The following is a 24,395-nucleotide window of genomic DNA, read 5'->3' on the forward strand; positions in this document are numbered from 1 at the left end:
ATTTTCTATCGTTTTACTCTTTTCTTGTGTTTGCATAGAAGAGAGTTCTTTCTCTTCTTTTTTATCACTACAGGCAATAAATACAATAAGTACTAAAATACTTAGGAAAAAACTTTTTTTCATATCAATCCTTTTTATTAATTAAGAAAACACATAAGATGTGTTTTCTATTTATTCTTTACTGTAATCAAACGTAAAAGCGTCGTCTTTGTAAGCAATACTAACAATACCGCCTTTTTTGAGTTTACCAAATAAAATCTCATCTGTTAATACTGATTTTATTTTATCAGCAATAACTCTTCCTAAAGGTCTTGCCCCCATTTGTTCATCATAACCTAAGATTGCTAATTGAAGTTTTGCATTTTTTGAAATATTAATTTTGATGTTTTTATCGCTTAATTGATTTTGTACCTCATCAATAAATTTTCCAGCAACTAAAGCAACAACTTCCATACTAAGAGATTTAAACTTAACAACACAATCCAATCGATTTCTAAACTCAGGCGCAAAGAATTTTTTAATGGACTTGTCTTGATTGGAATTTTCATCTTTATTAAATCCCATAACAGGAGCTTCTTTTGTACCTAAGTTTGATGTCATAATCAATACAACATTCGTAAAAGAAGAAATATTCCCATTATTATCAGTAAGTTTTGCATTGTCCATTACTTGCAGTAAAATAGACATTAAATCAGGATGTGCTTTTTCGATTTCATCTAATAATAAAACACAATGTGGGTGTTTTCTAATAGCTTCAGTTAATAAACCACCTTTTTCAAATCCAACATAACCAGCAGGTGCTCCAATAAGTCTTGAAATCGTATGTGCTTCCATATATTCACTCATATCAAAACGTTCAAAATGTACACCTAATTGTAAAGACAGTTCTTTTGCAACTTCAGTTTTACCAACACCAGTAGGCCCTGTGAATAAAAAAGAACCAACAGGATGATTCTCTCCACTTAAACCAGCCCTGTTTACTTTTATAGCTTCTACAATTTTAGAAATAGATTCATCTTGTCCAAAAACTCTTTTTTTCATATTTTTTTCAAGATTACGTAAAAGTGTCAAATCAGATTTTGTAGCTGTTTTAGGAGGAACATTAGCCATTAACGCAACAGTATTTTCAACATCTTTTGCTGTAATTGTCAATACTTGTTTTCGATCTTTTGCATCAAAAGAAAGTTTTTTTGTAGCTGCTACTTCATCAATAACATCAATAGCACAATCGGGTAAATATCTGTCATTAATAAATTTTTTGCTTAATTCAACTGCATTTTTAATGGCTTGATAATTGTATTTTACATTATGGAATTCTTCGTACTTAGATTTAATACCATTTAAAATAGAAATACTGTCTTTGATACTTGGTTCATCTACATCCACTTTTGCAAATCTTCTGCTCAAAGCTTTGTCTTTTGAAAAATCATTTCTGTATTCTGCAAAAGTAGTAGCTCCTATACATCTAAGTTTACCATTGGCTAAAAGAGGTTTTAATATATTAGAAGCATCCATAGCAGAGCCCCCTACACTTCCAGCACCTACAATAGTATGAATTTCATCAATAAATAAAATAGCATTAGGAATTTTAGATATTTCAGTCAATAAAGATTTTAATTTTTTTTCAAAATCACCTCTGTATTTAGTTCCAGCTAACATAGAACCCATATCAAGAGAAAATATTTTTGCATCTAATAAAATAGAAGGTACATTTTTATTAGCAATTTCTAAAGCAAGCCCTTCTGCAATAGCCGTTTTACCAACACCTGGTTCCCCAATTAATAAAGGATTGTTCTTTTTTCTACGTGCTAAAATTTGAATAACTCTGTTAATCTCATTTTCTCTTGCAATCACAGGATCAATTTCACCATTTGACGCTAAAGCTACTAATTCAACTGCATTGTTTTGTAAAACTTCATTCTCATTGTCTTCTTCATTTTCTTCCTCAGCAGAAGGAGAGTTCTCTGTATGTGATATTTCTTCCAAAATATCTACTTTTTCAATGCCCAAGGTTTTTAGTTTATACGTAGCATAAGATTTTTCATCTTTTAAAATAGCTACTAACATATCTTCAACATTTGCAACTCTTTTTCCTGAACCTTGGGTATGGGCTACCATATGTTCTATTACTGTTGTTAAACTAACTGTTTCTATTGGCTCATCATTTATGCCCTCTGGTAAAACAGGAGTATTATGCTCTAAGTGTTTTTTTACTTCATTGCTAATATTATTTGTATCTAAACCTAAATCTACAAATAAAGATTTAATAAATTCATCACTTAATAACATTAAAAAAATATGCTCAACCGTTAAATACTCGTGTTTAGAGTCTTTAGCATAGGATACTGCTTGACCAAAGATTGTTCTTAGTTCATTTGAAATCATTTTATTCTTCTTCCATGACAGCTTTTAAAGGAAACCCATTATCTCTTGCCATTGTTTTTACTTGTGCAACTTTTGTAGCAGATATTTCATGAGTATAAACCCCACAAATATCTTTTCCATGATTATGAATGTTTAACATAATATTCGTTGATTCATCGTTTGTTTTACGAAATACTTTTGTTAAAACATCAATAACAAAATCCATAGTTGAATAATCATCATTTAACAATAAAACTTTATATTTTTTAGGTTCTTCAACTTCTGTACTATCTTGTAATTCAAACTCTATTTCGTGTGCCACATAAAACCTTTACTATACTTTGGATAAAATAAACCCAAATTTATATAATAATTATACCAAAAAAGATATTACATGATTAAAGAAAAAAAGCCTTTAGAGAAAAAAAGTTTATTTATTACAGCAACCAATACAGATATAGGTAAAACCTATGCCTCTGAGAAGTTTTTAAGATACTACCATTCCAAAGGTTTTAAAGTAGGATATTTTAAACCCATTGAAACAGGAGTAAAGGATGCGCCCCTAGATGGAACAAAAATGCTTGCACTTACAAAAGAGCTAAACCCTGATTTTAAGGTGGGTATAGATGATATAGTCCCTTATCAATTTACTTTAGCAGCAGCACCTTATGTAGCGAAAAAAGACAAAAAAATTTCTTTATCCTATTTAAAAGAAAAAAGGGATTACCTTTTTAAGTTCTGTGATTTTTTAATTATTGAAGGTGCAGGAGGATTAATGGTTCCTATTGAAAAAGATTTTTATATTATTGATTTAATAAAAGCCTTTAATGTACCAACAGCACTTATTGCTTCAAGTAAATTAGGAGGAATTAATGATACTTTATTGTCTTGTATGGCATTAAAGACTTATGAAATCTCTTATGAGTGTTATATCAATGTTTTTCTTGATAAAGATTCTTTTATGGAAGTCTCTTATCCTTTTTATAAAGAATGCAAAACAAATATCAAGTTTCTAAAAGACATAACATTTTAGAGATGTTTTACTAAAAATTTATAATAATAAGCAACTACAAAAAACATTGCACCTAAAATACCTGAGATTATTTGCAAAGAAAGATAAGAGGACATAAGTCCTACAAACAAAGTGGTGCAAACATTGCTTAACATAAATACCATATCATTGTAAGAAATAACTCTGCCTAAATATTTTCTTTCAACTTTTTCTTGTAAGAGAGCATACGTATAAGACCAAATACTTGTAGTGCACAGTCCTACAAAAAACAGTGTCACTAAAGAAAAATAAAAATTGTTTTGAAATACTGCCCACAAAATAATAGCAGATCCTTGAAAAATAAATAAATAGACCAAAGATTCTTTGTTTAAGTACTTACTTATGAAAAAAGGGCCTATCATTAAAGCAAGTGCTCGTACCGCATTTGATATTCCAAGCGCCAAAGGAACAGCAATTACATATTTATATTCATTTTTAGCCAACAAAGTAATTAGCGTATCAAAAGAAGTTAAACCAACACTTGCATGTAGAATAATTAGGTGTATTACCATTTTTGATTTTTTGATATATAAAAGACCGTCTTTTATCATAGCAAAGAATTTTTCCTTGTGTTCTTCGACTTCGATTTTAAAATCAATGCCAGAAAAATAAACTAAAGCAATAACAAAAACACTGGCATCCAAGATAATAGCTGTTTTAATACCAAAATAATTAACCACTAAACCGCTTAATCCCATTCCTACAGCATAAGTAAAAGACCAAATAATAGAATGGATTTCATTTGCTTTTTGTAAAGCAATGCCTCTTACTAATTTTGGCAATAAAGACATTTCTGCTGAAAAGAAAATAGAAGCAGCAGTCATTCTAATAAAAACTATTACCATTAAAAGCCAAATTTGTGAGGGTTCATCAATCAATAAGAGCAATAAAGTCATACACAATTCAATAAGTAAAAGTGAAAATAAAAGATTCTTAATTTTAAACTTATCTATAATTACCCCAGAAAAAGGTGCAATCACAACAGCTGGTAAAAGATGCATCACTGTTACCATAGAAATTACAAAAGCAGAAGAAGAAAAATCAACCAACATTGTATATATTGCAACCGAAGAAAACCAAGCACCAAAATATGCAATAAATTGTAAAACAGACAGTTTTCTAATTAAAGGGTATTGTTTTAATAAACTAAGGTAGTTCAAGACGCACCAATACTTCTTGTAAAATTGCAGAAAAAGCGACTTCATCACTCAAAGAAGGCGTTAAATAGTTGGCATATTTATTGCCAGAATAACACAAAACACAATCTTCTCTTATATCAGGACTTAAAACAACAGAAAATTCTGCACTGCCGTATAAAGAAAGAAGTTTTATTCTTTTTGCACTTGCATAAATATTATTGGGATGAAGATAAACATTCTCATCCTTAGCAAATTGTGAATTTAATGAATTTTTTGCTTTAGAAGTGATAAAAAAATATTCATTTTCTTTTTTTATTTCATAAAGATTTTTAATGTTAAAATGCTTAATAAAATTATAGTTTTTTATCTCAAAGCTTTTAGCTTTTGCATTTTTATAATAGTTAAAAACATCATCTTCTTCTTTTAATCCCTCATAATCAAAAGCATCAAATAAATATTTACATAAGTTGTATTCAGAAATTTTTTCATTATTGTATTCATGTACATAAGAAACACTTTTATACTCATGCCCATAAGATAAACGCACATCTTTTTTTTCTAAAAATGTAGAAGCGGGAATAATTAAATTGGCATATTCACTGCTTTCATTTTTACTTGTTCCAAAAAATACGACAAAGGTATTTTTAAGTGCTTCTTTGATTTTAAAAGTATTGGGATTAGAAACTAATACGTTTCCTGCTTGTATAAATACAAGATCATAAGCACTGTAATCAATACATGAAATATCAACTCGTTTTTTTGGGTTTGCGATTAATTGTTTTTCATAACCATAAGAGCCATCAGCTAAATACCATACACCCCCTGCACTTCTGCTAGTATTGTGCAGACCCATACTTGCAGCAAAAGAATCAATACTTCTAAAAATAGAAGCACCTTCATAGTATTTTTGAGCCCCTAACCCCAACATTAATGCAATTTTTTTGCCTTTAATGAGATTAATAAAACTATGAATATCTTCAATCTTTAAATCAAGCGTTTTAATATAAGAATCAATACTACGTTTACAAGCAAGTTCATAAAACTTATGCCCTTCATGTTCATTAATAAATTCTTTGTCTTCTATGTTATTAAGATAAATCATTTGAGTTAATAATAAAGCCAATTCATGATCTGTTTTTGGTTTAATTTGTAAGTGTAATTCTGATTTTTTAGCTATTGGAGTTGTCATAGGATCTATTGTAATAAAAATCTTATCTTTTACAAGTTTGTACATATGAGAAGAAGTAACAGTAAAATTTCTTCCCCAGCATATAATTACATCTGCATTTATCAAATAATCTAAAGGAGGATTTATATTAGCACCTCCTCTTGATGTTTCAAGAGCATGAGAGCCAATATTATCACATAAACCACCTTGTGTGAAAACAGAACCATATTTAGCAAAAAAGGTCTTAGGATAAGACTGCAGCACACCTAAATTTCCACTTCCTTTATAATATAAAGTTTTAGAAGCTTTAGTGCTCTTTAGTTTTTCAACAAGTATGTTTAAAGCACTTTTTAAAGAAATTGCATTTTTATCATAAAATGCAGAAGAAAAAGTTTCTTCTTTTAAAAGCTTGGCAAAATTAACGCACAGTTTTTTATTCGTAGGAACATGACTTGCACTTGCTTTTATTTTTCCATCATTATAACTTGCCTCACAGGTATCAAAACAATCTAAGGGGCAAGCAATACTATTATTTGAATTCAATTTTAACAAGCTTTGAGAATAAATCTACTTTTGGCATTATAATAATAGCTTTATACGAAGAAATATGCTTTTCATCTGCAACTTTAAATATTTTGGAAATCTTCAAGTCACTTTTTACATCATTGATATAAATGTCTTGTTTTAAAATACTTTGGGCATCTAAAATAGGAATAAAAATTTCTAATTTACCTGCTGATAAATCTTTACTTTCATACAGAATATTTCCAGGATTAACATAATCCCCTTTTTTTACGCTTATATTAAAAATATAATTATTCTTTTCATAGAGTTTTTTATTTTTTATTTTATCTTCCAGCGAAAATATTTTAATATTCAAATCTGCTTTATTTGATTTTAAATTAATGTATTTTAGTTTTTGGCTTTCTTTTTCAAAAATCGATTTTGAAGATACTTTTTTTAGTCTTGAATAGTTTTTCTTTTCAATGCTTATCATCTCATTTAACAAAAGCATTTTATTTTTACTTTCTTTTAAATCAATCAAATCCAAAGAGTTATCAATTTGAATAATTAAAGAATTATTTGCAAACTTACCTTCTAAAGCATCATTAGAAAAGGTAATTTTTCCACTAACTGCTGCTTTAATCACATAAGAATTTAAGGCTTTTACTTTTGAGTAATACTCTTGAGAATAAACACTCACAGCCAAAAGAACAAATACAATTATTTTTTTCATAATTTACCTTTTTTTTCTAATTTTTTTATTAGTATCAAAATATCTTTTTTGATACTTTGATACTCTTTTTCTTCACATTTTTCGAGCTTGTATATATATTCATCTAACAATGGAAATTTTAAAATATATACCGCCAAAATATTTAATAAGAGTTTTTTTGAAGAAGAGTTCTTTATTTTTTTGGACAGACTAGATTCTATGGTTTTTTTATTTTTAATTGTAACAAATTTAAATAAACTAAAGATTAATACAGCAAAGAAGATACCAAGAATGAAAAAAATACCTCTACTTAATAAAATATTCTCACTATTTTTATACTGAGTCTTTTTTATTATTTTTTGTTTTTGTAAAATACTTTTATTTTTCACTTTATTCACATAAACTTGATATTCTTTTGTTTTGATTTCTTTTATACTTTTGCTTTTTTTATCAAAATAACGTAAGGAATAAGAAGGAATAATAAAATCATTAGAGGAGAGAAAAGAAAAAGTTTTAGAATAAGACACCTGATATCTTCCACTTATAAATTCTTTTTTTACATCTGCTTTATTCTGGAAAACAGTAGTATTTTTAATATTAAAAGTAATATCTTCAAGATCATCAATATTTCCATAACCCTCTATTTTAATTTGGTAAGAAAGAGCTTCATTTTCTTTTAATTTATTTTTATTAATACTAGAACTAATTGAGAATTCACCTATTAAAGCAATACCTTTGGGTAATGCTTTAACATTAATACTAAGAGAATTTGAGTAAATATTGAGCTGTTTACTTTCATTAGCAAATAATGAGAAGGTATTATTTGTATCAAGAATTTGTAAGTTTACTTTTAGAGAAGGAATAATTATTTGTCCCACTTTTTGAGGAAAAATCAAAAATGGTATTTCTTGAACAATATAAGGACCCTCTTCATATTGTGGAGAAGAAGACAATTGTTTAAACCAGAAATTATCAAAACGAGGTGTTTCTAAAGAAGAATCAAGTATTTGGGAATTTTTTCTGTATTTAAAAACAAGGATTAAAAGTGCATCTTCGCCTAAATACAAATCTTTTTTTGATAGTTTTATACTTAAATCAAAATTATTGTTTTTTGTTTTAATAATTTTTTGTTTTCTTATTTTTTTTTCTTTTGAATACACCGTTTTTCCATCAAGAACAAAAGCGAAAGAAGGAATTATAAAATCATTTTGAGGATAAATTAAAAATTGACGAATTTGCTTTTTACTTATTCTACCGTTGATATTAGAATAACTTGATTGTTTTGAAGTATTTTGCACATCATATGAAGCAATTTTTGTAATACTTGGAAAAACAATTTCCTGTGCAATTACTTCATAATTAACGATAAAAGCTTCATTCTCATAAAACGTATTTTTTGAACTAAGCGTTATATTTGAAAGAGCACTTGTAAAAAAGAATACTAATAAAATGCCTACTTTAAACAATGTTAACATTAAAACTCCAAGGTGCCTTCAATTGCAAAGTTTGCTTTAGAATCCAATTCAGCATGAGATAAAACAGCCACATCTAAACCAAATTTTTCATATATATCAGATACTCTTTTACGTAAAGTAGGTTCAACCACTAAAGAGACTTTTGCAAAACCTTTTTGCTCAAGGTTTTCAATTAACTCTTTGGTTTTAGTAACAAGGGAATTAATTTCACCAATGGATAACATTAGCTGAGTCACTCCATGCTGTTCTTGTAATTTTGATACAAAACTTTGCTCAATCTCAGGTTTTAGTGTAATAATATGTAAAACGCCATCATTACCTTTAAATCTTTGAGTAATTAATCTAAACAATTTAGCGCGTACATGTTCTAATAATACATCCGGTGCTTTAGTAAACTCAGCAATATCAGCAATAGCTTCAACAACAGTTAACATATCAATAATTGGAATATTTTCATGCAATAAATCTTTACACACTTTTAATAATATTCCATAAGAAGTTACTTTCATAGCTTCTTCTACAACAATAGGAAAATCCGCTTTCAAAGCATCTACCATATCAACAATATCTTGTCGTGTAAGAATATCTTCTGCATGTTGTTTAATTAATTCAGATAAATGAGTAGAGATAATAGTAGGAGCATCAACAACAGTAAACCCCTTCATTAAAGCTTCTTCTTTTGACACTTCATCAATCCACACAGCATCCAAACCAAAAACAGGTTCTTTAACTTTTAAACCTTTTAAATTGGCTTTAGGATCTCCACCCATTGCTAAAAAACGATCAATCTCGACACGTCCTACAGATATTGGAATTCGCTTTAAATGCAATTTATACTCATTGGGGTTTAAAGAAGAATCATCTGAAATTCTAATTTGTGGGATAATAAAACCAAGCTCACTGGCTATTGTTTTACGAATTCCTCTGATTTTATCTAATAATTCTGAATTACCTTGGACCAGTTTTAATAAACGAATTCCCAGTTTTAATTCTAAAACTTCCATTTTCATAATAGTATCAATAAGTTCTTTTTCACTTGGTTTATTGGCTTGTGCTTGTTGTTTCTTTTGAGAAACTTCAGCAGCAGAACCTCTACGTCCTGGTTCTACTTTTCTTTGTTTAAAAAACCTGGTTACAGCATTATCACTGTTGTTTTCTACCATAGCAATGATAATTCCTAAGCCAATCATCATAAAACCTAAAGACATCAATACACCAATAGGAAAACCAGGTAATAAACCAAATAACATCATACAAAAACCAACAAGAATTAACGCTTTTGAGTCTTTAACCAATTGATTAATGGTTTGATCCGCAAAACGTTCTTCATCCATATTTGAGCGTGTAATAATAATAGCTGTTGCAGTTGATAAAATCAAAGCAGGAAGTTGTGCTACTAATCCATCTCCAATGGTTAAAATAGTATAAATTTCAGCACTTTCACTTATGCTTAAATCGTGTTGAAAAAAACCAATTAATAAACCACCAATTAAATTCACAAAAGTAATAATGATACCAGCAACCGCATCCCCTTTTACAAACTTAGAAGATCCATCCATAGCTCCATAAAAAGTAGATTCAGAAATAAGCGCACGTCTTCGTTTTTGGGCTTCTATATCATCAATAAAACCAGCATTTAAATCCGCATCAATAGCCATTTGTTTTCCAGGCATAGAATCAAGTGTAAATCTAGCAGTTACTTCAGCAACTCTTGTAGCACCTTTTGTTACAACCATGAAATTTATTAATACTAAAATAATAAAGATAATAATACCAATTACCATATTACCACCAACTACAAACTCACCAAAAGCAGCAATAATATCAGATACAGCATCCGGACCCTTATGTCCTTCACTTAAAATAGAACGTGTAGTAGCTATATTTAAAGACAATCTGAACAGCGCAAAAATAAGTATCAGCGTAGGAAAAGTAGTTAAATCAGAGGGTTTTTGGATATAAAGAGATATTAATAAAATTAATAAAGATAAAGACAAAGAGATGACCAGAAAAAAATCCAGAATCATCTTCGGTAAAGGCACTATAATAATAGTTAATATTGCAATAAAAAGTGCAACAACAATTAAATCTTTTGAAAAAAACTTTTTAAAACCCATTTATTCTGTTAAACCCTAATTAAGATAATTTACTAATGACATACTGTTTAAACGATTAATCGTTGAGTACAAAGAAACATAGGTTAATTCTAAAGCTTTTGCTTCAATCGCAATTTTTGCTGGATCAGCAGAAGAAACTTCAGAATAAAAAATCTTAAATTGAGTTAATTTTGTAGATAAACGTTCCAAAGACAATTCAAATACTTTATTTCTAGCTCCTAAATCCGCATGCGCTTGATTAACAGCATCATAAGACTTCGTAATTTCATCTAATCCTGTTCTCATTTGTTCTACATCGTTGTTTTTAAGACCTTCAATAATGTCATCTAAAACATCAAATATATTTTTTTTCACTTCAAAACTAGGATTTATTAACTCTTTTGTTCCTCCAGAATCTAAATTAACTGTTCCTATGTCAGTAGTAATAAATTCACCAGCATTTCCTGTTTTTAAAACAGAATAGTATTCTTGTGTTTTTCCATTACTGTCAAATTTATACAATTTATTTTTCTCATCATCACCGATCTCTCCATTGCCATTCTCATCATAAAATTTCCATTCATTTCCATCTTGATCAATAATTCGACCTTCTCCTTCTTTAAATAGAATTTGAGAGCTTGTAGCACTTGCAGGTGTATATAGAGAAAAACTAGGTGTAGTAACAGTTCTTGTACTTCCTGAATCTAAACTAACTTCAGTTAAAGAAGAGCTAATCTTAAATTCATTTGCATTATCTGTAGAAACGGTATTGTAATATTCTTGTGTTTTTCCATTTATATCATATTTATACAGTTTATTCTTTTCACTTTCTGCAATAACTCCATCATTATTTACATCGTGAAATCTCCATTCATTTCCATCTTGATCAATGATTCTACCTTCATTATCAGTAAAAACAAATTCAGAATTTGTACTTAAGGGTAAATCAGAATCCTTTTCATATATCAGTTTATTGGTAAAAAAAGTTTGATTAATCAATGTTTTTTTGTCCCCTGAATCTAAAAAAGAATTATCAAGAGTGCTCGTTATGTATTCATTTGAATTACTTGTAGCTGTAACAGTAAGGTATTCATCTGTTTTACCATTGTGATCAAATTTATAAATTTTATCTTTTTCATTACTATCAATAGTACCATTTTGATTGTCATCAAGAAACTTCCATTCATTTCCATTACTATCAACAATACGTTCTTCTCCATAAGTAAAAGTAATCTCACTGGATGTAAAAGTAGTATTTACTTTAAAAAAACTAGGCGTAATTAAACTTTTAACATCTCCTAAATCTGTATTAACAACATCAATATATCCCAAATCAGAAATTGTTGTATATTCATTTGCATTAGATGTAGGAGCAACATTTAAATAATCATCTGTTTTGCCTAAAGAGTCAAATTTATACAAGCGTTTATCTTCAGTAGAATCTATTGTACCATCAGCATTGGCATCGTAAAATTTCCATTCATTGCCTTTGCTGTCAAGAATTTTATCTGTTCCTGTTTTAAAAATTATTTTAGAATTTTCATCAAATTCTTCAACGGATTGTTGTACGGGGTATGTTCTTGAAGAATCATTATTATCTAGAATAGTGGAAGTAGCCATACTCATCATATCAAAACCTGTAACGCCTTTATCGCGGTAAGATCCGTACTCAACAGCTACTTCTCTTAAATAACCATCACCTTCGTAGGTTATTTTTCCAGTACTTGGGTCTTGTGAAAAAGGTTTAACAGTAGTATTTGAACCTGCAAATAAATATTCACCTTCAATTCTTTCATTAGCAAGCATAATCATATTTTCTTTTACACCTTCTAATTGAACAGCAATTGTTGATCTCTCGGTTGCCCCATTTGTATCATTCAGTGCTTTTAATAGTTCTGCTTTAACATATTCTAAAAGTGTTTTCATAGAAGCCAGGGCAGAATCAGCATTTGAATTTTGAGCTGCTGTTTTTTCTACTTGAAAAGTAATACCTTCATAAACTGTGATTTTATCTTGAACATAAATTTCACTAGCAAATATTTGTGTATCATCACTTCCTCTATCAATTAATTTACCCGTACTTTGTTGGTAGGACAATTGTATTTGTGCTTTATTTAAATTATCCAATCTATATAAAGTACTACTTGTTAAATCAATCATTTTAGAACCTCCATAAAGAGTTTTGAGATATCATCAAAACTGTATTTATCTTGAGTATTTTGAACCAGGAATTCACGAATTTTATTTTTTTTAGCTAAAGCTGCATCCAATTCTTTATCCATTCCAGGTTTATAAGCACCCACACGTATTAGAACTTCATTCTCTTTTATTAAAGATAGTACTCTCTTTAACTTTAAAAAGCCATTATAATGTTCCTTACTAACGACTTTGTCCATAACCCTAGATGCAGATTTGAGAAGATCAATAGGAGGATAAAAACCTTGTTCTGTTAATTCTCTTGTTAATACAATATGTCCATCTAAAATTGATCTGCTTTGATCTGAAATGGGATCATTTAAATCATCTCCATCAATAAGTACTGTAAAAAATGCAGTAATTGAGCCCTTGTCATTGTTTCCTGCTCTCTCCATTAATTGAGGCAATAAAGCAAAAACAGAAGGCGGATATCCTCTTGATACAGGAGGTTCCCCTGTGCTTAAGCCTATTTCTCTTTGTGCCATAGCAAATCTGGTCACAGAATCCATAATTAATAAAACATCATGGCCTTTATCTCTAAAAAATTCTGCAATAGCCATAGCTGTAAAAGCACCATATTTTCGCATTAAAGCGGATTCATCAGAAGTAGCAACAACCATAATCGTATTTTCAAGGTCATTGTTTAAATTATAATGAATAAATTCAGGAATTTCTCTCCCTCTCTCACCTATTAAAGCAATAACTTTAATTTGTGCTTCACTTCCTTTTACAATCATTCCCATTAAAGTAGATTTTCCAACCCCAGAACCTGCAAAAATACCAACTTTTTGGCCTTTTCCAGCTGTTAACATTGAATCAATTGCTTTTACACCTGTGGAGAGCCTTTGATCAATAATACCTCTATCAAGCGCTCGCATAGGAACTTTATTAATTGCAGAATTTTCTTCTAAATCAGTAATTTTTCCTTTATTATCAATTTCTTCTCCCAAAGCATTAACAACACGCCCAAGCATTCCATAACCACATTTTACACTCAAACCTTCTTTTTGTAAATAAACTTTATCATGTATTCTAAAACCATCAATGAAAGAAAAAGGCACAATGGTAAAATTCTCACTAGAAATAGTAGCTACCATTCCTAAAACACTATAAGTATGCTGTTCAGACTCGATTTTTACAATATCTGAAACAGCTACTTCAATACCTGTTGCAGTAATTGTTGTAGTACTAATATATTCAATTCTTCCAAAAGGAACGACTAAATTATCTGAATCTATATTATTTATTAATTCTTCTAAATCAATCATTACAGTTCATCACACATTTTTTTATAGAAAGAATCTTTTGTATCCTTTACACTTTTACATTTTAATAAAAATTCTTCTTCTTGATTCTCATTTTTTAAACTTTCATATAATTTCATTAAATCATAATAAATTTGTACCAAATCATTGTTTTTAATCCGTCTTGTATTTTTGAGCGCTTCTTTTAAATATCTAATAGCTTCTTCTTTATTATTCTTTTTTCTTTCGTTTCTTGAAAGTTCCATTTCTACAAAGGGCGAATAAACATACGCTTTAACTTCATTTTGTTTAAAATAGAGTTTTTTTAAATAATCAAGCGACTCATCTGTTTTATCTCTTTGGCTTAAATATAAAAAATACTGATAATAAAAATCAATAATAACAGGGTTGTTTTCATTGTTTTTAATATATTGTTCATTGTATTTTGCATATAAAAAGAACTTATCCAGTAATAAATCATTGTTTTTTTCATTGATAATTACAAACCGGTGTAAAAACTCTTCGCTTAAAACTTTTTCATCATTAACCATATCAACTTTTGCAGAAAAATCTAAAGCTTCATCTAAAAGACCTAAACTATGAGACATTCTTTCTAAATACAAATAAATATTTGCATCCCTACTTCGTAAAAAAGTTTCTTTTACTAATTTAAAAGCTCGTTCATAAGGAACTTCAATTAAACATTCAAAAAACTTATACTTAATTTCATCATTTTTAATCAATTTAATTAAGGTTTCTTTTCTTGTTGTTTGTAAAACTTTGTTTAAGGACATACATCTGTTTTTTTCCAAATACTGTTTGATCATTAAGTGATGAACTTCATCAAAAATGACATCCATAGTTTCATAACCAAAACGTTTAGCAATAGAATCTGAGATTGTTCTGTAGATTTTTCTTATTCTTAAAATATATTCAAATTTTTCTTCTTTTTTTAAATTAAGAAGTTCTTGCAAGAGTATTTTTTGTCTCATTGATTCAGATTTTTCATATTTTTTTGCCATAATAGCAGGAGATATTTTTCCTTCTCTCATTAATATCTCATCTATAAAAATTTTCGATTTTCTAGTATAAATTCCATTAGGGAACTCATTTAAAATATCTTTATACAGTTCATTTGCTTTAAATAAATAATAGTTGGTTCTGTCATACATTAACATATAGGTATTAGCAAGTTTGTATTTAAAATCTTCTATAACTTCTGGTTTTTTAGCTCGTAATAATAGTTCTTGTAAAATCTCTACTGCAAATTCTGGCATATTGGCACGAACAAGTTTATTTACTTTCTCAATTGCTAAATAAGAATCTTGTGAATAATAATCAATATTTTTGATTAAAACCTTAGAAATTAAGTCATACGCTTTATCTTTTTGTCCACTTAAAACATAAATATCAAAGAGTTCATCAGCAACAATGGTAGCTACTAAAACATCTTTTGTTTGAGTTAATATTTCATATAAAATACGAATTGATTTTTTATATTGTTTGGTATGTTTATATACTTTTGAGAGATATATTTTTCCATAAGATTTGGTTTTTTCATTATCAAAATTATCTATAATAATCTTTGCAAAGTATTTAGCATCTTTTATTTTATTAGAATCTAATTTTAATTCCACTAATAGCATATAGGCTTTTGATAAATCATCTTCATGAATATCAGAGCTATTAATAGCTTTTTCAAGAATTTTCGCACCATCAAAAACATGTCTTTTTGTTTTTTTCTTTAAAGAAAGTTCTGCATATAACATAATAATATCTGATTTTAACACATTGATTTTATTTAAAGCCATTAAGGCTTTAATTTCACCATATGCTTCATCAATTTTTCCATCTTTTGCAATTTCTCTAATATTTAGAATAGCATCAAAACCATCAACTATTTTTTGTTTTTGTCTTTGCGAAATTTGATTGCCACTTTGATCAATAAAAGAATAATAAAAATCCTTTTTCGCAAATAAGGTGCTTAATAAACAAATACTGAGTAAAAATAATCTCACATTCTTCCTTTAATTATTTTTTTAATTCATATATATAGGTGAATATTTCAGCAATAGCTTTGAAAAATTCTTCAGGTATACTTTGATCAACTTCAAGTTGATCATATAATGCACGTGCCAATGCAGGATTCTCAATAATTGGAATATTATTTTCATTGGCAATATCTTTTATTTTTATTGCTAAAAAATCAATTCCTTTTGCAATAATTAAAGGTGAAGCATTAACCGTTTTATCATATTTTAAAGCAACTGCATAATGTGTTGGATTCGTAATAATTACATCTGCATCTGGTACACTTTGCATCATTCTTTGCTGCGCCATTTTCATTTGCAACTTACGGATACGACCCTTAATCAAAGGATCCCCCTCCATGTTTTTATACTCATCTTTAATTTCTTGTTTACTCATTTTTAATGATTTCACATAATAATGTTTTGTGAAGAAAAAATCCATTATAGCAAAAATAATTATAATAAGTAAAATGGCTGCCAAAAAATAGCTTATCAAAATAATCATAGCTTCTAATGAAGCATAAAACTCTTTGTCCATCATAGCTAAAAATGCTTCCCCCGTTAACAAAAACAATAAACACATAACAACAATAATTACAAATAGTTTTGCTGCTAGTTTTGCTGCTTCAATCACTTTTTTAAGTGCAAATAAAGTTTTTATACCTTTTAAAGGATTTATCTTACCTACATCCAATTTTAAGGGATTAACTAAAAAGCCAAACTGGGCCCAGTTTCCTATAAGAACTAATACTACAATCAAAACAAAAAGTGGAGACAATGCTACTAACATAGTCGTTAAGGTAGTGTCAAACAAGGTATAATAAGCATTGCCATCCATTTCATGACCAATTAAATCAAAAGAAAAATACATTAAGTGTTTAATACTATTCGTTGTAGCAGAAGAAAAAAACAATAAGTATACAGAACCAAGTGTTAAGGTTAAAGCCCCTACAACTTCTGCTGATTTACCAACATTACCTTCTTTTCTAGCATCTTCAACTTTTTTATCGGTGGGTTCTTCTGTTTTATCTTCTTCTTCAGCCATAAAATTCTCCTAGCTAAATTTACTGGTAAAATAATCAATAAAATTCTGTGCGAATATATCAAAACCCAAAAGCATAAAAATAAAAATCAATGCAAACTTCAATTGAAAAGTAATAACAAAAGGAGAAAAAGCAGGCATTGCTTTTGTACCATAACCATAATAAATATCCATTATAAAGGAGATAAAAAACAATGGTAATGCAAAAGAAAAAGCAAAAGCAAACATTCTATTAATTTCTAACATAGCAAATTCAATTCCATTAAAAGAAAATACATCAAAAGTACCTAAAGTAACCATAGAAAAACTTTTTACCATCATAACTATAGTCATTTCGTACATAGAGGTCTCAAAAAACAAAGCCAAAGAAACCAAATACAAAAACCTTGAAACTACACCATCATTTGAACCTGACGCAGGATCAAACATTGTAGCCATAGACAAAGCAGTTGCATAAGAAATAAAATCACCAATAATTCTAACAGCAGAAAAAATAATATTGAATAAAAAAGCAGCAAAAAAGCCTAAAGACAATTCACTTAATAAAGACAAAAGAAAAACATCATTTTTCATAATATTTTGTGTGTCAAAACTAACAAATGAGTATAAAAAAATACTAAAAAACAGTGCCAAAGACAGTCTTACTTTCATTGGAATACTTTTATGCCCAAAAATTGGCATAAAAACAACAAAAGCTAAAATACGAGCAAAAAGTAAAAGAAATTTGTATAAAAATTCCTCACTTAATAAAGCGATCAGTGTTTCCATTACATATAGTTTTGATTATTCTCTAAAGACTCAGCATTTATATTATTGCTTAAACTTTCTAAAATTTCATTCGTAGAATTTCTTGCATGTTCTTGTTTTTCTTCTTTTTCTTGATTTCTGGCATCACCTTGCATATTAAAATCCAGTGAAAACTCACTGTCATCTAAAAAAGTCTTAGAAAGTGCAGAACGTAAAGTACTTTCATTTTCATTCATTGTTTCAAGGGTATTTTGACTGGACATATTTAAAGAAATACTTAATCCATTTTCTTTATCATGTTTCATAATAACAGAAATTGAGCCCAAAGTAGAAGGATTTAATAACATTCTAAATGCAGTTACTGGTGGTTTATAATTTTCATACATTTTTTTAGCAATATCTGACATTAGCGAAGAAACATTTTGTCTTGCCGATATAATTTTGGTTTCCAAAGAATTTAAATTGAGTCCCGATACATTTAACGTAAAATCAGGCAAATCATTTAATTCATTTTCTATAATATTAGCATTAACTGTTCCTAAAATATTCTCAATATTTGTTTTTAATATATTTTTTGAGAATGCTAACTTATCCAAAACAAGTTCTTTGCTTAAAACTTTTTTGTCTGATTTTTTAGAATCCATCTTGACTTCTGTTAAATCAAGTTCTAAATCCTTTGCAACCGTTTTTAGTGTAACAATACTTTTATCTTCAATAATAGATTTTTTATTTTCTGATAATGTTTGCATTTCTTGTCTACTGGCAACTCTTTGTTGAGAAGAAAGAAAAATATTGCTTAATAAACTTTCTTTTGAGGATTTTACATCAATTTTATCACTAATAAAAGAAACTTTTTCACTGTTTTTTTCTAAGTTATTTTCTATTTTTTGGTCATTTTTTAAAGAAGATGTATTATTCTTGTTTAGAATATCTTCTTTATTAAGCTTTATTTTTTCAGGTGATAATCCATTTGTAGAAAGTTTTGAAAATTCATTTGCTGCATTTTTATTAGAATTTGAATCATTTACTTTAAGATTATTATTGTTTGCTAAGATAGTATCTCTAGTATCACTTTTAAGTACTTTCTCAGAATTATTATTTTTATCCTTGAGATTTATAACAATATTATCTTTAACAATTTGTGATTTGTCATTTCTAAGTTCTTTTTTTGGCTCTTCTTGTTTTAGATTTTCATCTTTTATTATTTTGACATCATTTTTTATATCTTTGGTATTTTCAAGTCCATCTAAATTTTTATTTAAATTTTTTGAAACACTAACAGTGTCGAATACTTGTAGTTTTATATCTTTTGTATTATCATTTGAAAATACAGGAGACATTGTACTTGTTTTTTTATCATTCTTTTGAAGTAGAGAAGGAATATTCTTTTCAAGAACAGTGAGATTATCATTAACTTTTTTGCTGCTTATTTCTATTTTTTCATCTTTATTTTCTTTTTTGATATCAGAAAAAACTTCTTTTTTTATTTCATCACTCTTTGTATCTACTTTGATCGTACTTTCTTCTATTTTAACAGAAGAAGTATTTGATTTTATATTATCTTTAACAGTATTTAACAAACTCACATCATTTTTATTTGAACGTAGAGGAGAGGAAGATTTTGTACTTTTTATCTCAATTTCTTCCTTTAAACTCTTTTCACTTTTTTGCGTATTTTCATTTATATTGGGATTCTTTTTGCTAACATCCACAACATCGCTAATTTTATTATTTTTGGAATTTTCTATTTTATTTTCACTAGACTCATTTTTTTCGTTTTGTTTATTAATATTAATCTCACCAAGCACAGCAGTTTTGTTATTTATAGTGTCTGCTTTAATATTTTCATTTGATTTATTATTTGGATTATCTGTTTTAATATTCTCATTGGATTTATTATTTGGGTTAACTGTTTTAATATTTTCATTGGATTTATTATTTAGATTATCTGTTTTGATATTTTCATTGGATTTATTATTTAGACTATTGTTCATATTATTATCAATGTTTTTAAGCTCAGAACTAGTATTTTTAAGAGATTTTACTAATTTAGAAGAGTTTGAGTTATCATTGTTTTTTATTTCTTTTATTTCAATTTTTTCGTGTGAAGAAATTTTTTCTTTGGTTTCAAAAATTAATTTATCTAATAATGAAGAAGAACCTATACTTTTATTAGCTAAGGTTTGATTCTCTAATTTATCAATTTTTTTATTGCTCTTATGGTTTGAGGTGTTATTTAATTCTTTTTGAACAGAGATACTTTTTTTTGCATCGTTTAAAAGCTGATCAAATAAGGACATGCCTTCTTTTGAACTTGTTTTATTATTCGTTTTAAGAGAAAGAACAGTGGCTTTATTATCTAAAAGTATATCTAGTTTTTTATCCATCATTTACTCTTTATTGTCTTAATATTTCTAATGTTTTTTTGTCTATATCTTTATGTGCTGTAAAAGATGCGACATTGGCTTCATATGACCTCATTGCTTCAATTAAATCAACCATTTCCACTACAGGGTTAATATTAGGATAAGCAACATATCCATCTTGGTTTGCATCAGGATGAGAAGGTTCATATCTCATAATAGGCTCATCTTTAGATTCTACTATTGTTTTAACACCTACGCCTCTTAAGGATAAATCTTGCTTTAGATTAAGTGACATTTCGCTGTCGTTTTTATTTGTTTTATTACTTGCTTGTAACAATAAATCTTCAAAAACAACATGTTGTTTTTTATAGGGGCCACCATCAATAGTATGAGTAGTTTTTGCATTTGCTATGTTTGCAGAAACTACATTAATTCGAGTTCGCTGAGCTCCCATACCAGATGTTGCAATATTATATCCATCAAAAAATCCCATATCAATCTCCTATATTTGCATTCTCATAATTTCTTTATATGCGCCTAAAGCTTTATTCTTTACTTCTAGTGCCAGTTTTAGTGTACTTTCAGCTTTTGTTATTTTAGCAACTGCTTCTTGAAGATTAGGAACATCTCCTGTAGCGATTCCTCTCATAGCATCATAACCCTCAACTTGCGTCTTATTAACATCATTAATTGCATTCTTAAGCATGTCATCAAAGGATTTTCCTTGTACTGCTTGCGTATTTGTTAAATCATTTTTAGCCAAAGAAAGAGTGTTTAAATTATTTAAAGAATTTATTTCCATTTAAGATCCTTATTTTGGATTTTCTGTTGTATTTGTACTTATTTTTAACTCACTTAACAATGAATCAATGCGTTCACTTTGATAAGTGAATTCCATTTCACTTTTTTTATTATCTAAAGAAAATAATAATATTATCATAGATAACATCAGGTTTGTTATACCTTTTAATGCGATAGTAACACCAATTACACCCAAAATCATTTCTAAAGGTGAGAATAATTCTGCATTAATTACAAAAAAAACAGACGTTGCAAAAAAACCACTTGCAATATATAACCTGAATAATCCAGAGTTAATCATATTTTGTGTAAATCTTTCTACTAGCACGAACACGTCCATGAACTAGTAAAAACAGTAAAAAATATTTTTATAAAAAAAAGATTCACTTGATTTACCTTTATTTAATTGTTTTAAGTAAAGCGTTAATAATTAGATTAAGTTCTTTACTTACTTGGTCATTTTTAAATTCTTTTGTGAAGAGTTTTCTAAGTCTTCCTGTTGTTGGAATACACTTAGATGTCGACACATTACCGATATATTCTACCATAAAGTTATTGTTTAATCTATTCTTTTTAGCTAAAGAAACCAAAGAATTTGTGATAGATTCCCCAATTTTATAGTTTTGAGTATGGTTATAGCACAATATAAGCTTAGATTTATCTTTGGATAACATTTTCATCAAAGCGTATACATCTGTAAGTGCGCTTGGATCTGTTGTAGTAATTGCTAAGATATTAGGAGAAATAGCCAGAAATTCTTTAACATACTCATTTAAACCAGCTCCTGTATCAATTAAAAGAAAATCAAAACGGTTTAAAGCAAGTAAATCTTTTACAATACGTGCAAAAACAAAAGAACTGTTATTTTTACTGTATTGATAACCACTTTTTCCAGCAATCAAAGTAATATTTTGATATTTTGTTTTTAATAATACACGCTCTAGTTTTACTTTTCCTTCTATATAATCAAACAAAGTAGCAGAAGGCTTTAAATCAAGCAATACTTGCATATTAGCCAAACCAATATCAGCATCCAAAATAGCTACCTTATAGCCTTTTGAAGCAAGAACATAAGCAATATTTGCAGAAAATGTTGATTTACCAACTCCTCCTTTTCCAGAAGTAATGGTAAGCAGTTTCGTACGAGACTTAATATTACTAAGGTTAACTTCTTCTTTTCTTGATGCCAGGTTGATTAGTTTATGTGCTTGGGTCGAAATAGAATTAAACATTTATCTTCTCGCCAATTTACATTGAGAAAAACATTCAATCAAATAAGAAGCATCAGCAACTATTAAATCATCAGGAACATTTTGCCCAATAGAAAAATAAATAATTGATTTTTTCGTTTTATGAGAAAAAGAAATTAAATTTCCAAAACTCTTTGTTTCATCCAGTTTAGTAAATGTCAAATAATTAATATTTAAACGAGAGTAGTTAGTATAAATATCCAAAAGATCACTTTGTTTTACATTAGCAGGTAATACCAGTATTTTATCAATAGGAATTTCATCCACTCTGTTTTGATATTCATTAATCATTTCAATTTTATCTACATCGTATTGGCTGGATCCTGCTGTATCTATAAATATATAATTACAATCTTTTAAGCGCAACAGTGCTTCTACTAATTCTTCTGGTTTTTTAACCACTTCTAAAGGCAAACGCATAATATTTGTATACGCTTGCAATTGTTCAATTGCTCCTACTCTAAAAGAGTCTAAAGTAATAATACCTACTTTATAATTTTGTCCCAGTTTATAGGCATAACGTGCTGCTAATTTGGCAATAGTTGTTGTTTTTCCAACACCAGTAGGTCCAACCATCATCATAATTTTACGCTGGTGCTTACGTAGAGGAACTTCATGTTTAATAGGAATAATTCTACGTAAAATTAATTTAAAAAAATCTTTTACTTTTTTATTGTTGGATTTCATTTGAACAGGAAATTGTTTAATTGTTTTTTTCATAATAGTATAGGTCATTTCTTGATCAAATTCATTTTTTTCAAATAAATTATACATTGCAGCAAACTCTATAGGAATGCTTAAATCAAAAAGTTGTGATTTAGGATGCCACAAAGATTCTTGTACTTGAGCAATAGAATCTTGCATTTTTAAGATTTCTGTTCTAAAATCATAAACAGATGCAGCAAATTTTTTATCTTTTTTATTGCTGTGTTTATCATCATTTTTGGTTAGTATTTTTTTAGTGAATTTACTTTCAAACTTAGCATCGTATTCATCTTCTAAAGCAACCATAACTTCATACATATCTTCACCATTATCAGCTTTTGAAGATATTTTTTTTGTAGAAATTACAATTGCTTCTTCTCCACACTCTTCTTGAGCTTTTTTCAAAGCAATAGTTGGTGTTCTTCCTAAAAAAGAGAGCATATTCATTTATTTTGTCCATTTTTGTAAATCTTTTTTACTTTTCCATTATTTTTTTTAATTGTTATGTATTCATCATTTTGGAAAATAATTTTACCATTTTGTTCTATTTGAATATTTCCAAAATTAAAAATTACTGAGTTTTTCTTGTAGATTTTTACACTTGATTTACAAATAACAGAGTTTTTATTGATGAAGTGTTTGGATATATATTTTTCATTATCTAAGGCTTTAATAGTAAGTGGTACACATCTTTTTTTTATATTTTCAATAGAAAGAAAACGCAAGTTTTTTTTTAAAATAGGAGCATTATAATCAATTTTATTTATAGCAATTAAAACATCTACAGCAGTAAGGGGAGAAAGTAGAAAAACTAAGAAAAGAAGATTAAACCTTAATATCAATAAGTTTTCCTCCATTTTGTTCAGATATTTCGTCTACAATATCTTTATACATTTCTTTTATAGGCAATACAATACTTGCTAATTTATGGTTTAAAGAATACAAGTCTTTTAATTCTGTTTCAAGATTTTCAATCACTTCTTTATAATCTTCTATATTACCACCCGCTTGAACTTCTTTTACTAATTCTTCATTTAATAATTCTTTCTCACGGCCCAAAGCATCAATAAGTTCTTGTTTTTCATCATTTCTATTAAGTAGATTTTCATGTTTTGCTTTTTTGATATCTTCAATATCATCCAAAATAGATTGTTTCATTTTAGTAATAATCTTAAGCATTGCATTAATTTTGTTATTTATCATTATTACTGCCTTTTTTGTTTTCTCTGCTTAAAAACTCATAAAGCATATCCGAAATACCAAAACTACCTGCTGAGTTTCTAGAAATTGCATCTGTGTACATTCCTTTAAAAATATCAGCTCCCACACCTTCTCCTGCAACATTTGTCTCTTTTAGAGATATATCTAATAGTTGCTGAGTGAAAAATGCTTCAAAGTCATTGCTTACTGCTCTAATGGCTTTATCTTCAAGTTTACTGGCATCTACTTTTTTAAGATTCTCACTGTTTAAATTCTGTAAACTAATATTTGTATTAATATCCATC

22 protein-coding genes are annotated in these 24,395 nt (G+C 28.1%); 1 reads left to right on the forward strand and 21 read right to left on the reverse strand.

All coding sequences use genetic code 11. The annotated features are described in order from the left end of the window. Positions 1 to 171: 171 nt before the first annotated feature. Positions 172 to 2,385, reverse strand: coding sequence for an ATP-dependent Clp protease ATP-binding subunit ClpA (clpA, locus tag HRT41_01040; GenBank protein NQY22594.1), 2,214 nt, complete (start codon positions 2,383 to 2,385; stop codon positions 172 to 174). Between the two features lies 1 nt (position 2,386). Then, on the reverse strand, positions 2,387 to 2,686 hold the full coding sequence (clpS, locus tag HRT41_01045) for an ATP-dependent Clp protease adapter ClpS (GenBank protein ID NQY22595.1): 300 nt from the start codon (positions 2,684 to 2,686) through the stop codon (positions 2,387 to 2,389). Positions 2,687 to 2,758: 72 nt separating this feature from the next. Between clpS and bioD the strand changes: the two genes are divergently transcribed. Continuing rightward, a complete protein-coding gene (bioD, locus tag HRT41_01050) occupies positions 2,759 to 3,397 on the forward strand; it encodes a dethiobiotin synthase (protein NQY22596.1) in 639 nt (212 codons plus the stop codon). Here bioD and HRT41_01055 read toward each other — a convergent pair. The 19 genes from HRT41_01055 to HRT41_01145 form a co-directional block, all read right to left on the reverse strand. Next, a complete protein-coding gene (locus HRT41_01055; GenBank protein NQY22597.1) occupies positions 3,394 to 4,620 on the reverse strand; it encodes an MFS transporter in 1,227 nt (408 codons plus the stop codon). The genes bioD and HRT41_01055 overlap by 4 nt on opposite strands. Continuing rightward, positions 4,562 to 6,265, reverse strand: coding sequence for a molybdopterin-dependent oxidoreductase (locus HRT41_01060; GenBank protein NQY22598.1), 1,704 nt, complete (start codon positions 6,263 to 6,265; stop codon positions 4,562 to 4,564). Before HRT41_01060 ends, HRT41_01055 begins: the two co-directional genes overlap by 59 nt. Next, entirely contained in the window at positions 6,252 to 6,959 is a 708-nt protein-coding gene (locus tag HRT41_01065; protein NQY22599.1) for a hypothetical protein, read from the reverse strand. Before HRT41_01065 ends, HRT41_01060 begins: the two co-directional genes overlap by 14 nt. Further along, positions 6,956 to 8,413 (reverse strand): BatD family protein, encoded by a 1,458-nt coding sequence (locus HRT41_01070; GenBank protein ID NQY22600.1) that lies wholly within the window; start codon positions 8,411 to 8,413, stop codon positions 6,956 to 6,958. The genes HRT41_01065 and HRT41_01070 overlap by 4 nt, the downstream gene beginning before the upstream one ends. Then, complete coding sequence (gene flhA / locus HRT41_01075) at positions 8,413 to 10,530, reverse strand: flagellar biosynthesis protein FlhA (GenBank protein ID NQY22601.1); 2,118 nt, start codon at positions 10,528 to 10,530, stop codon at positions 8,413 to 8,415. Before flhA ends, HRT41_01070 begins: the two co-directional genes overlap by 1 nt. A gap of 15 nt (positions 10,531 to 10,545) precedes the next feature. Next, the gene (locus HRT41_01080; protein ID NQY22602.1) at positions 10,546 to 12,669 is read right to left on the reverse strand and encodes a hypothetical protein; all 2,124 of its coding nucleotides are present in this window, start codon (positions 12,667 to 12,669) and stop codon (positions 10,546 to 10,548) included. Beyond that, on the reverse strand, positions 12,666 to 13,973 hold the full coding sequence (gene fliI, locus HRT41_01085) for a flagellar protein export ATPase FliI (GenBank protein NQY22603.1): 1,308 nt from the start codon (positions 13,971 to 13,973) through the stop codon (positions 12,666 to 12,668). The genes HRT41_01080 and fliI overlap by 4 nt, the downstream gene beginning before the upstream one ends. Further along, positions 13,973 to 15,967 (reverse strand): hypothetical protein, encoded by a 1,995-nt coding sequence (locus tag HRT41_01090; protein ID NQY22604.1) that lies wholly within the window; start codon positions 15,965 to 15,967, stop codon positions 13,973 to 13,975. The genes fliI and HRT41_01090 overlap by 1 nt, the downstream gene beginning before the upstream one ends. Positions 15,968 to 15,980: 13 nt before the next feature. Further along, positions 15,981 to 17,024 carry a flagellar biosynthesis protein FlhB gene (gene flhB / locus HRT41_01095; GenBank protein ID NQY22605.1) on the reverse strand — a complete coding sequence of 348 codons (1,044 nt, stop codon included), beginning with the start codon at positions 17,022 to 17,024 and terminating at the stop codon, positions 15,981 to 15,983. Between the two features lie 9 nt (positions 17,025 to 17,033). Continuing rightward, the gene (locus HRT41_01100; protein NQY22606.1) at positions 17,034 to 17,789 is read right to left on the reverse strand and encodes a flagellar biosynthetic protein FliR; all 756 of its coding nucleotides are present in this window, start codon (positions 17,787 to 17,789) and stop codon (positions 17,034 to 17,036) included. Further along, on the reverse strand, positions 17,789 to 20,155 hold the full coding sequence (locus tag HRT41_01105) for a flagellar hook-length control protein FliK (GenBank protein NQY22607.1): 2,367 nt from the start codon (positions 20,153 to 20,155) through the stop codon (positions 17,789 to 17,791). The genes HRT41_01100 and HRT41_01105 overlap by 1 nt, the downstream gene beginning before the upstream one ends. A gap of 10 nt (positions 20,156 to 20,165) precedes the next feature. Further along, positions 20,166 to 20,627 (reverse strand): flagellar basal body rod protein FlgC, encoded by a 462-nt coding sequence (gene flgC, locus HRT41_01110; protein NQY22608.1) that lies wholly within the window; start codon positions 20,625 to 20,627, stop codon positions 20,166 to 20,168. 9 nt (positions 20,628 to 20,636) lie between these two features. Continuing rightward, positions 20,637 to 20,936, reverse strand: a complete 300-nt coding sequence (gene fliE, locus HRT41_01115) for a flagellar hook-basal body complex protein FliE (protein ID NQY22609.1) — start codon at positions 20,934 to 20,936, stop codon at positions 20,637 to 20,639. A 9-nt stretch (positions 20,937 to 20,945) separates the two neighbouring features. Then, positions 20,946 to 21,263, reverse strand: a complete 318-nt coding sequence (locus HRT41_01120; protein ID NQY22610.1) for a hypothetical protein — start codon at positions 21,261 to 21,263, stop codon at positions 20,946 to 20,948. 70 nt (positions 21,264 to 21,333) lie between these two features. Further along, positions 21,334 to 22,167, reverse strand: a complete 834-nt coding sequence (locus HRT41_01125; protein NQY22611.1) for a P-loop NTPase — start codon at positions 22,165 to 22,167, stop codon at positions 21,334 to 21,336. Beyond that, positions 22,168 to 23,337, reverse strand: coding sequence for a flagellar biosynthesis protein FlhF (flhF, locus tag HRT41_01130; GenBank protein NQY22612.1), 1,170 nt, complete (start codon positions 23,335 to 23,337; stop codon positions 22,168 to 22,170). Further along, complete coding sequence (locus HRT41_01135; protein NQY22613.1) at positions 23,334 to 23,732, reverse strand: hypothetical protein; 399 nt, start codon at positions 23,730 to 23,732, stop codon at positions 23,334 to 23,336. The genes flhF and HRT41_01135 overlap by 4 nt, the downstream gene beginning before the upstream one ends. Continuing rightward, on the reverse strand, positions 23,716 to 24,093 hold the full coding sequence (locus tag HRT41_01140; GenBank protein NQY22614.1) for a hypothetical protein: 378 nt from the start codon (positions 24,091 to 24,093) through the stop codon (positions 23,716 to 23,718). Before HRT41_01140 ends, HRT41_01135 begins: the two co-directional genes overlap by 17 nt. Continuing rightward, entirely contained in the window at positions 24,083 to 24,394 is a 312-nt protein-coding gene (locus HRT41_01145; GenBank protein ID NQY22615.1) for a rod-binding protein, read from the reverse strand. Before HRT41_01145 ends, HRT41_01140 begins: the two co-directional genes overlap by 11 nt. Position 24,395: the final 1 nt, after the last annotated feature.

The sequence above is a fragment of the Campylobacteraceae bacterium genome, assembly GCA_013215945.1.
Lineage (GTDB): Bacteria > Campylobacterota > Campylobacteria > Campylobacterales > Arcobacteraceae > NORP36.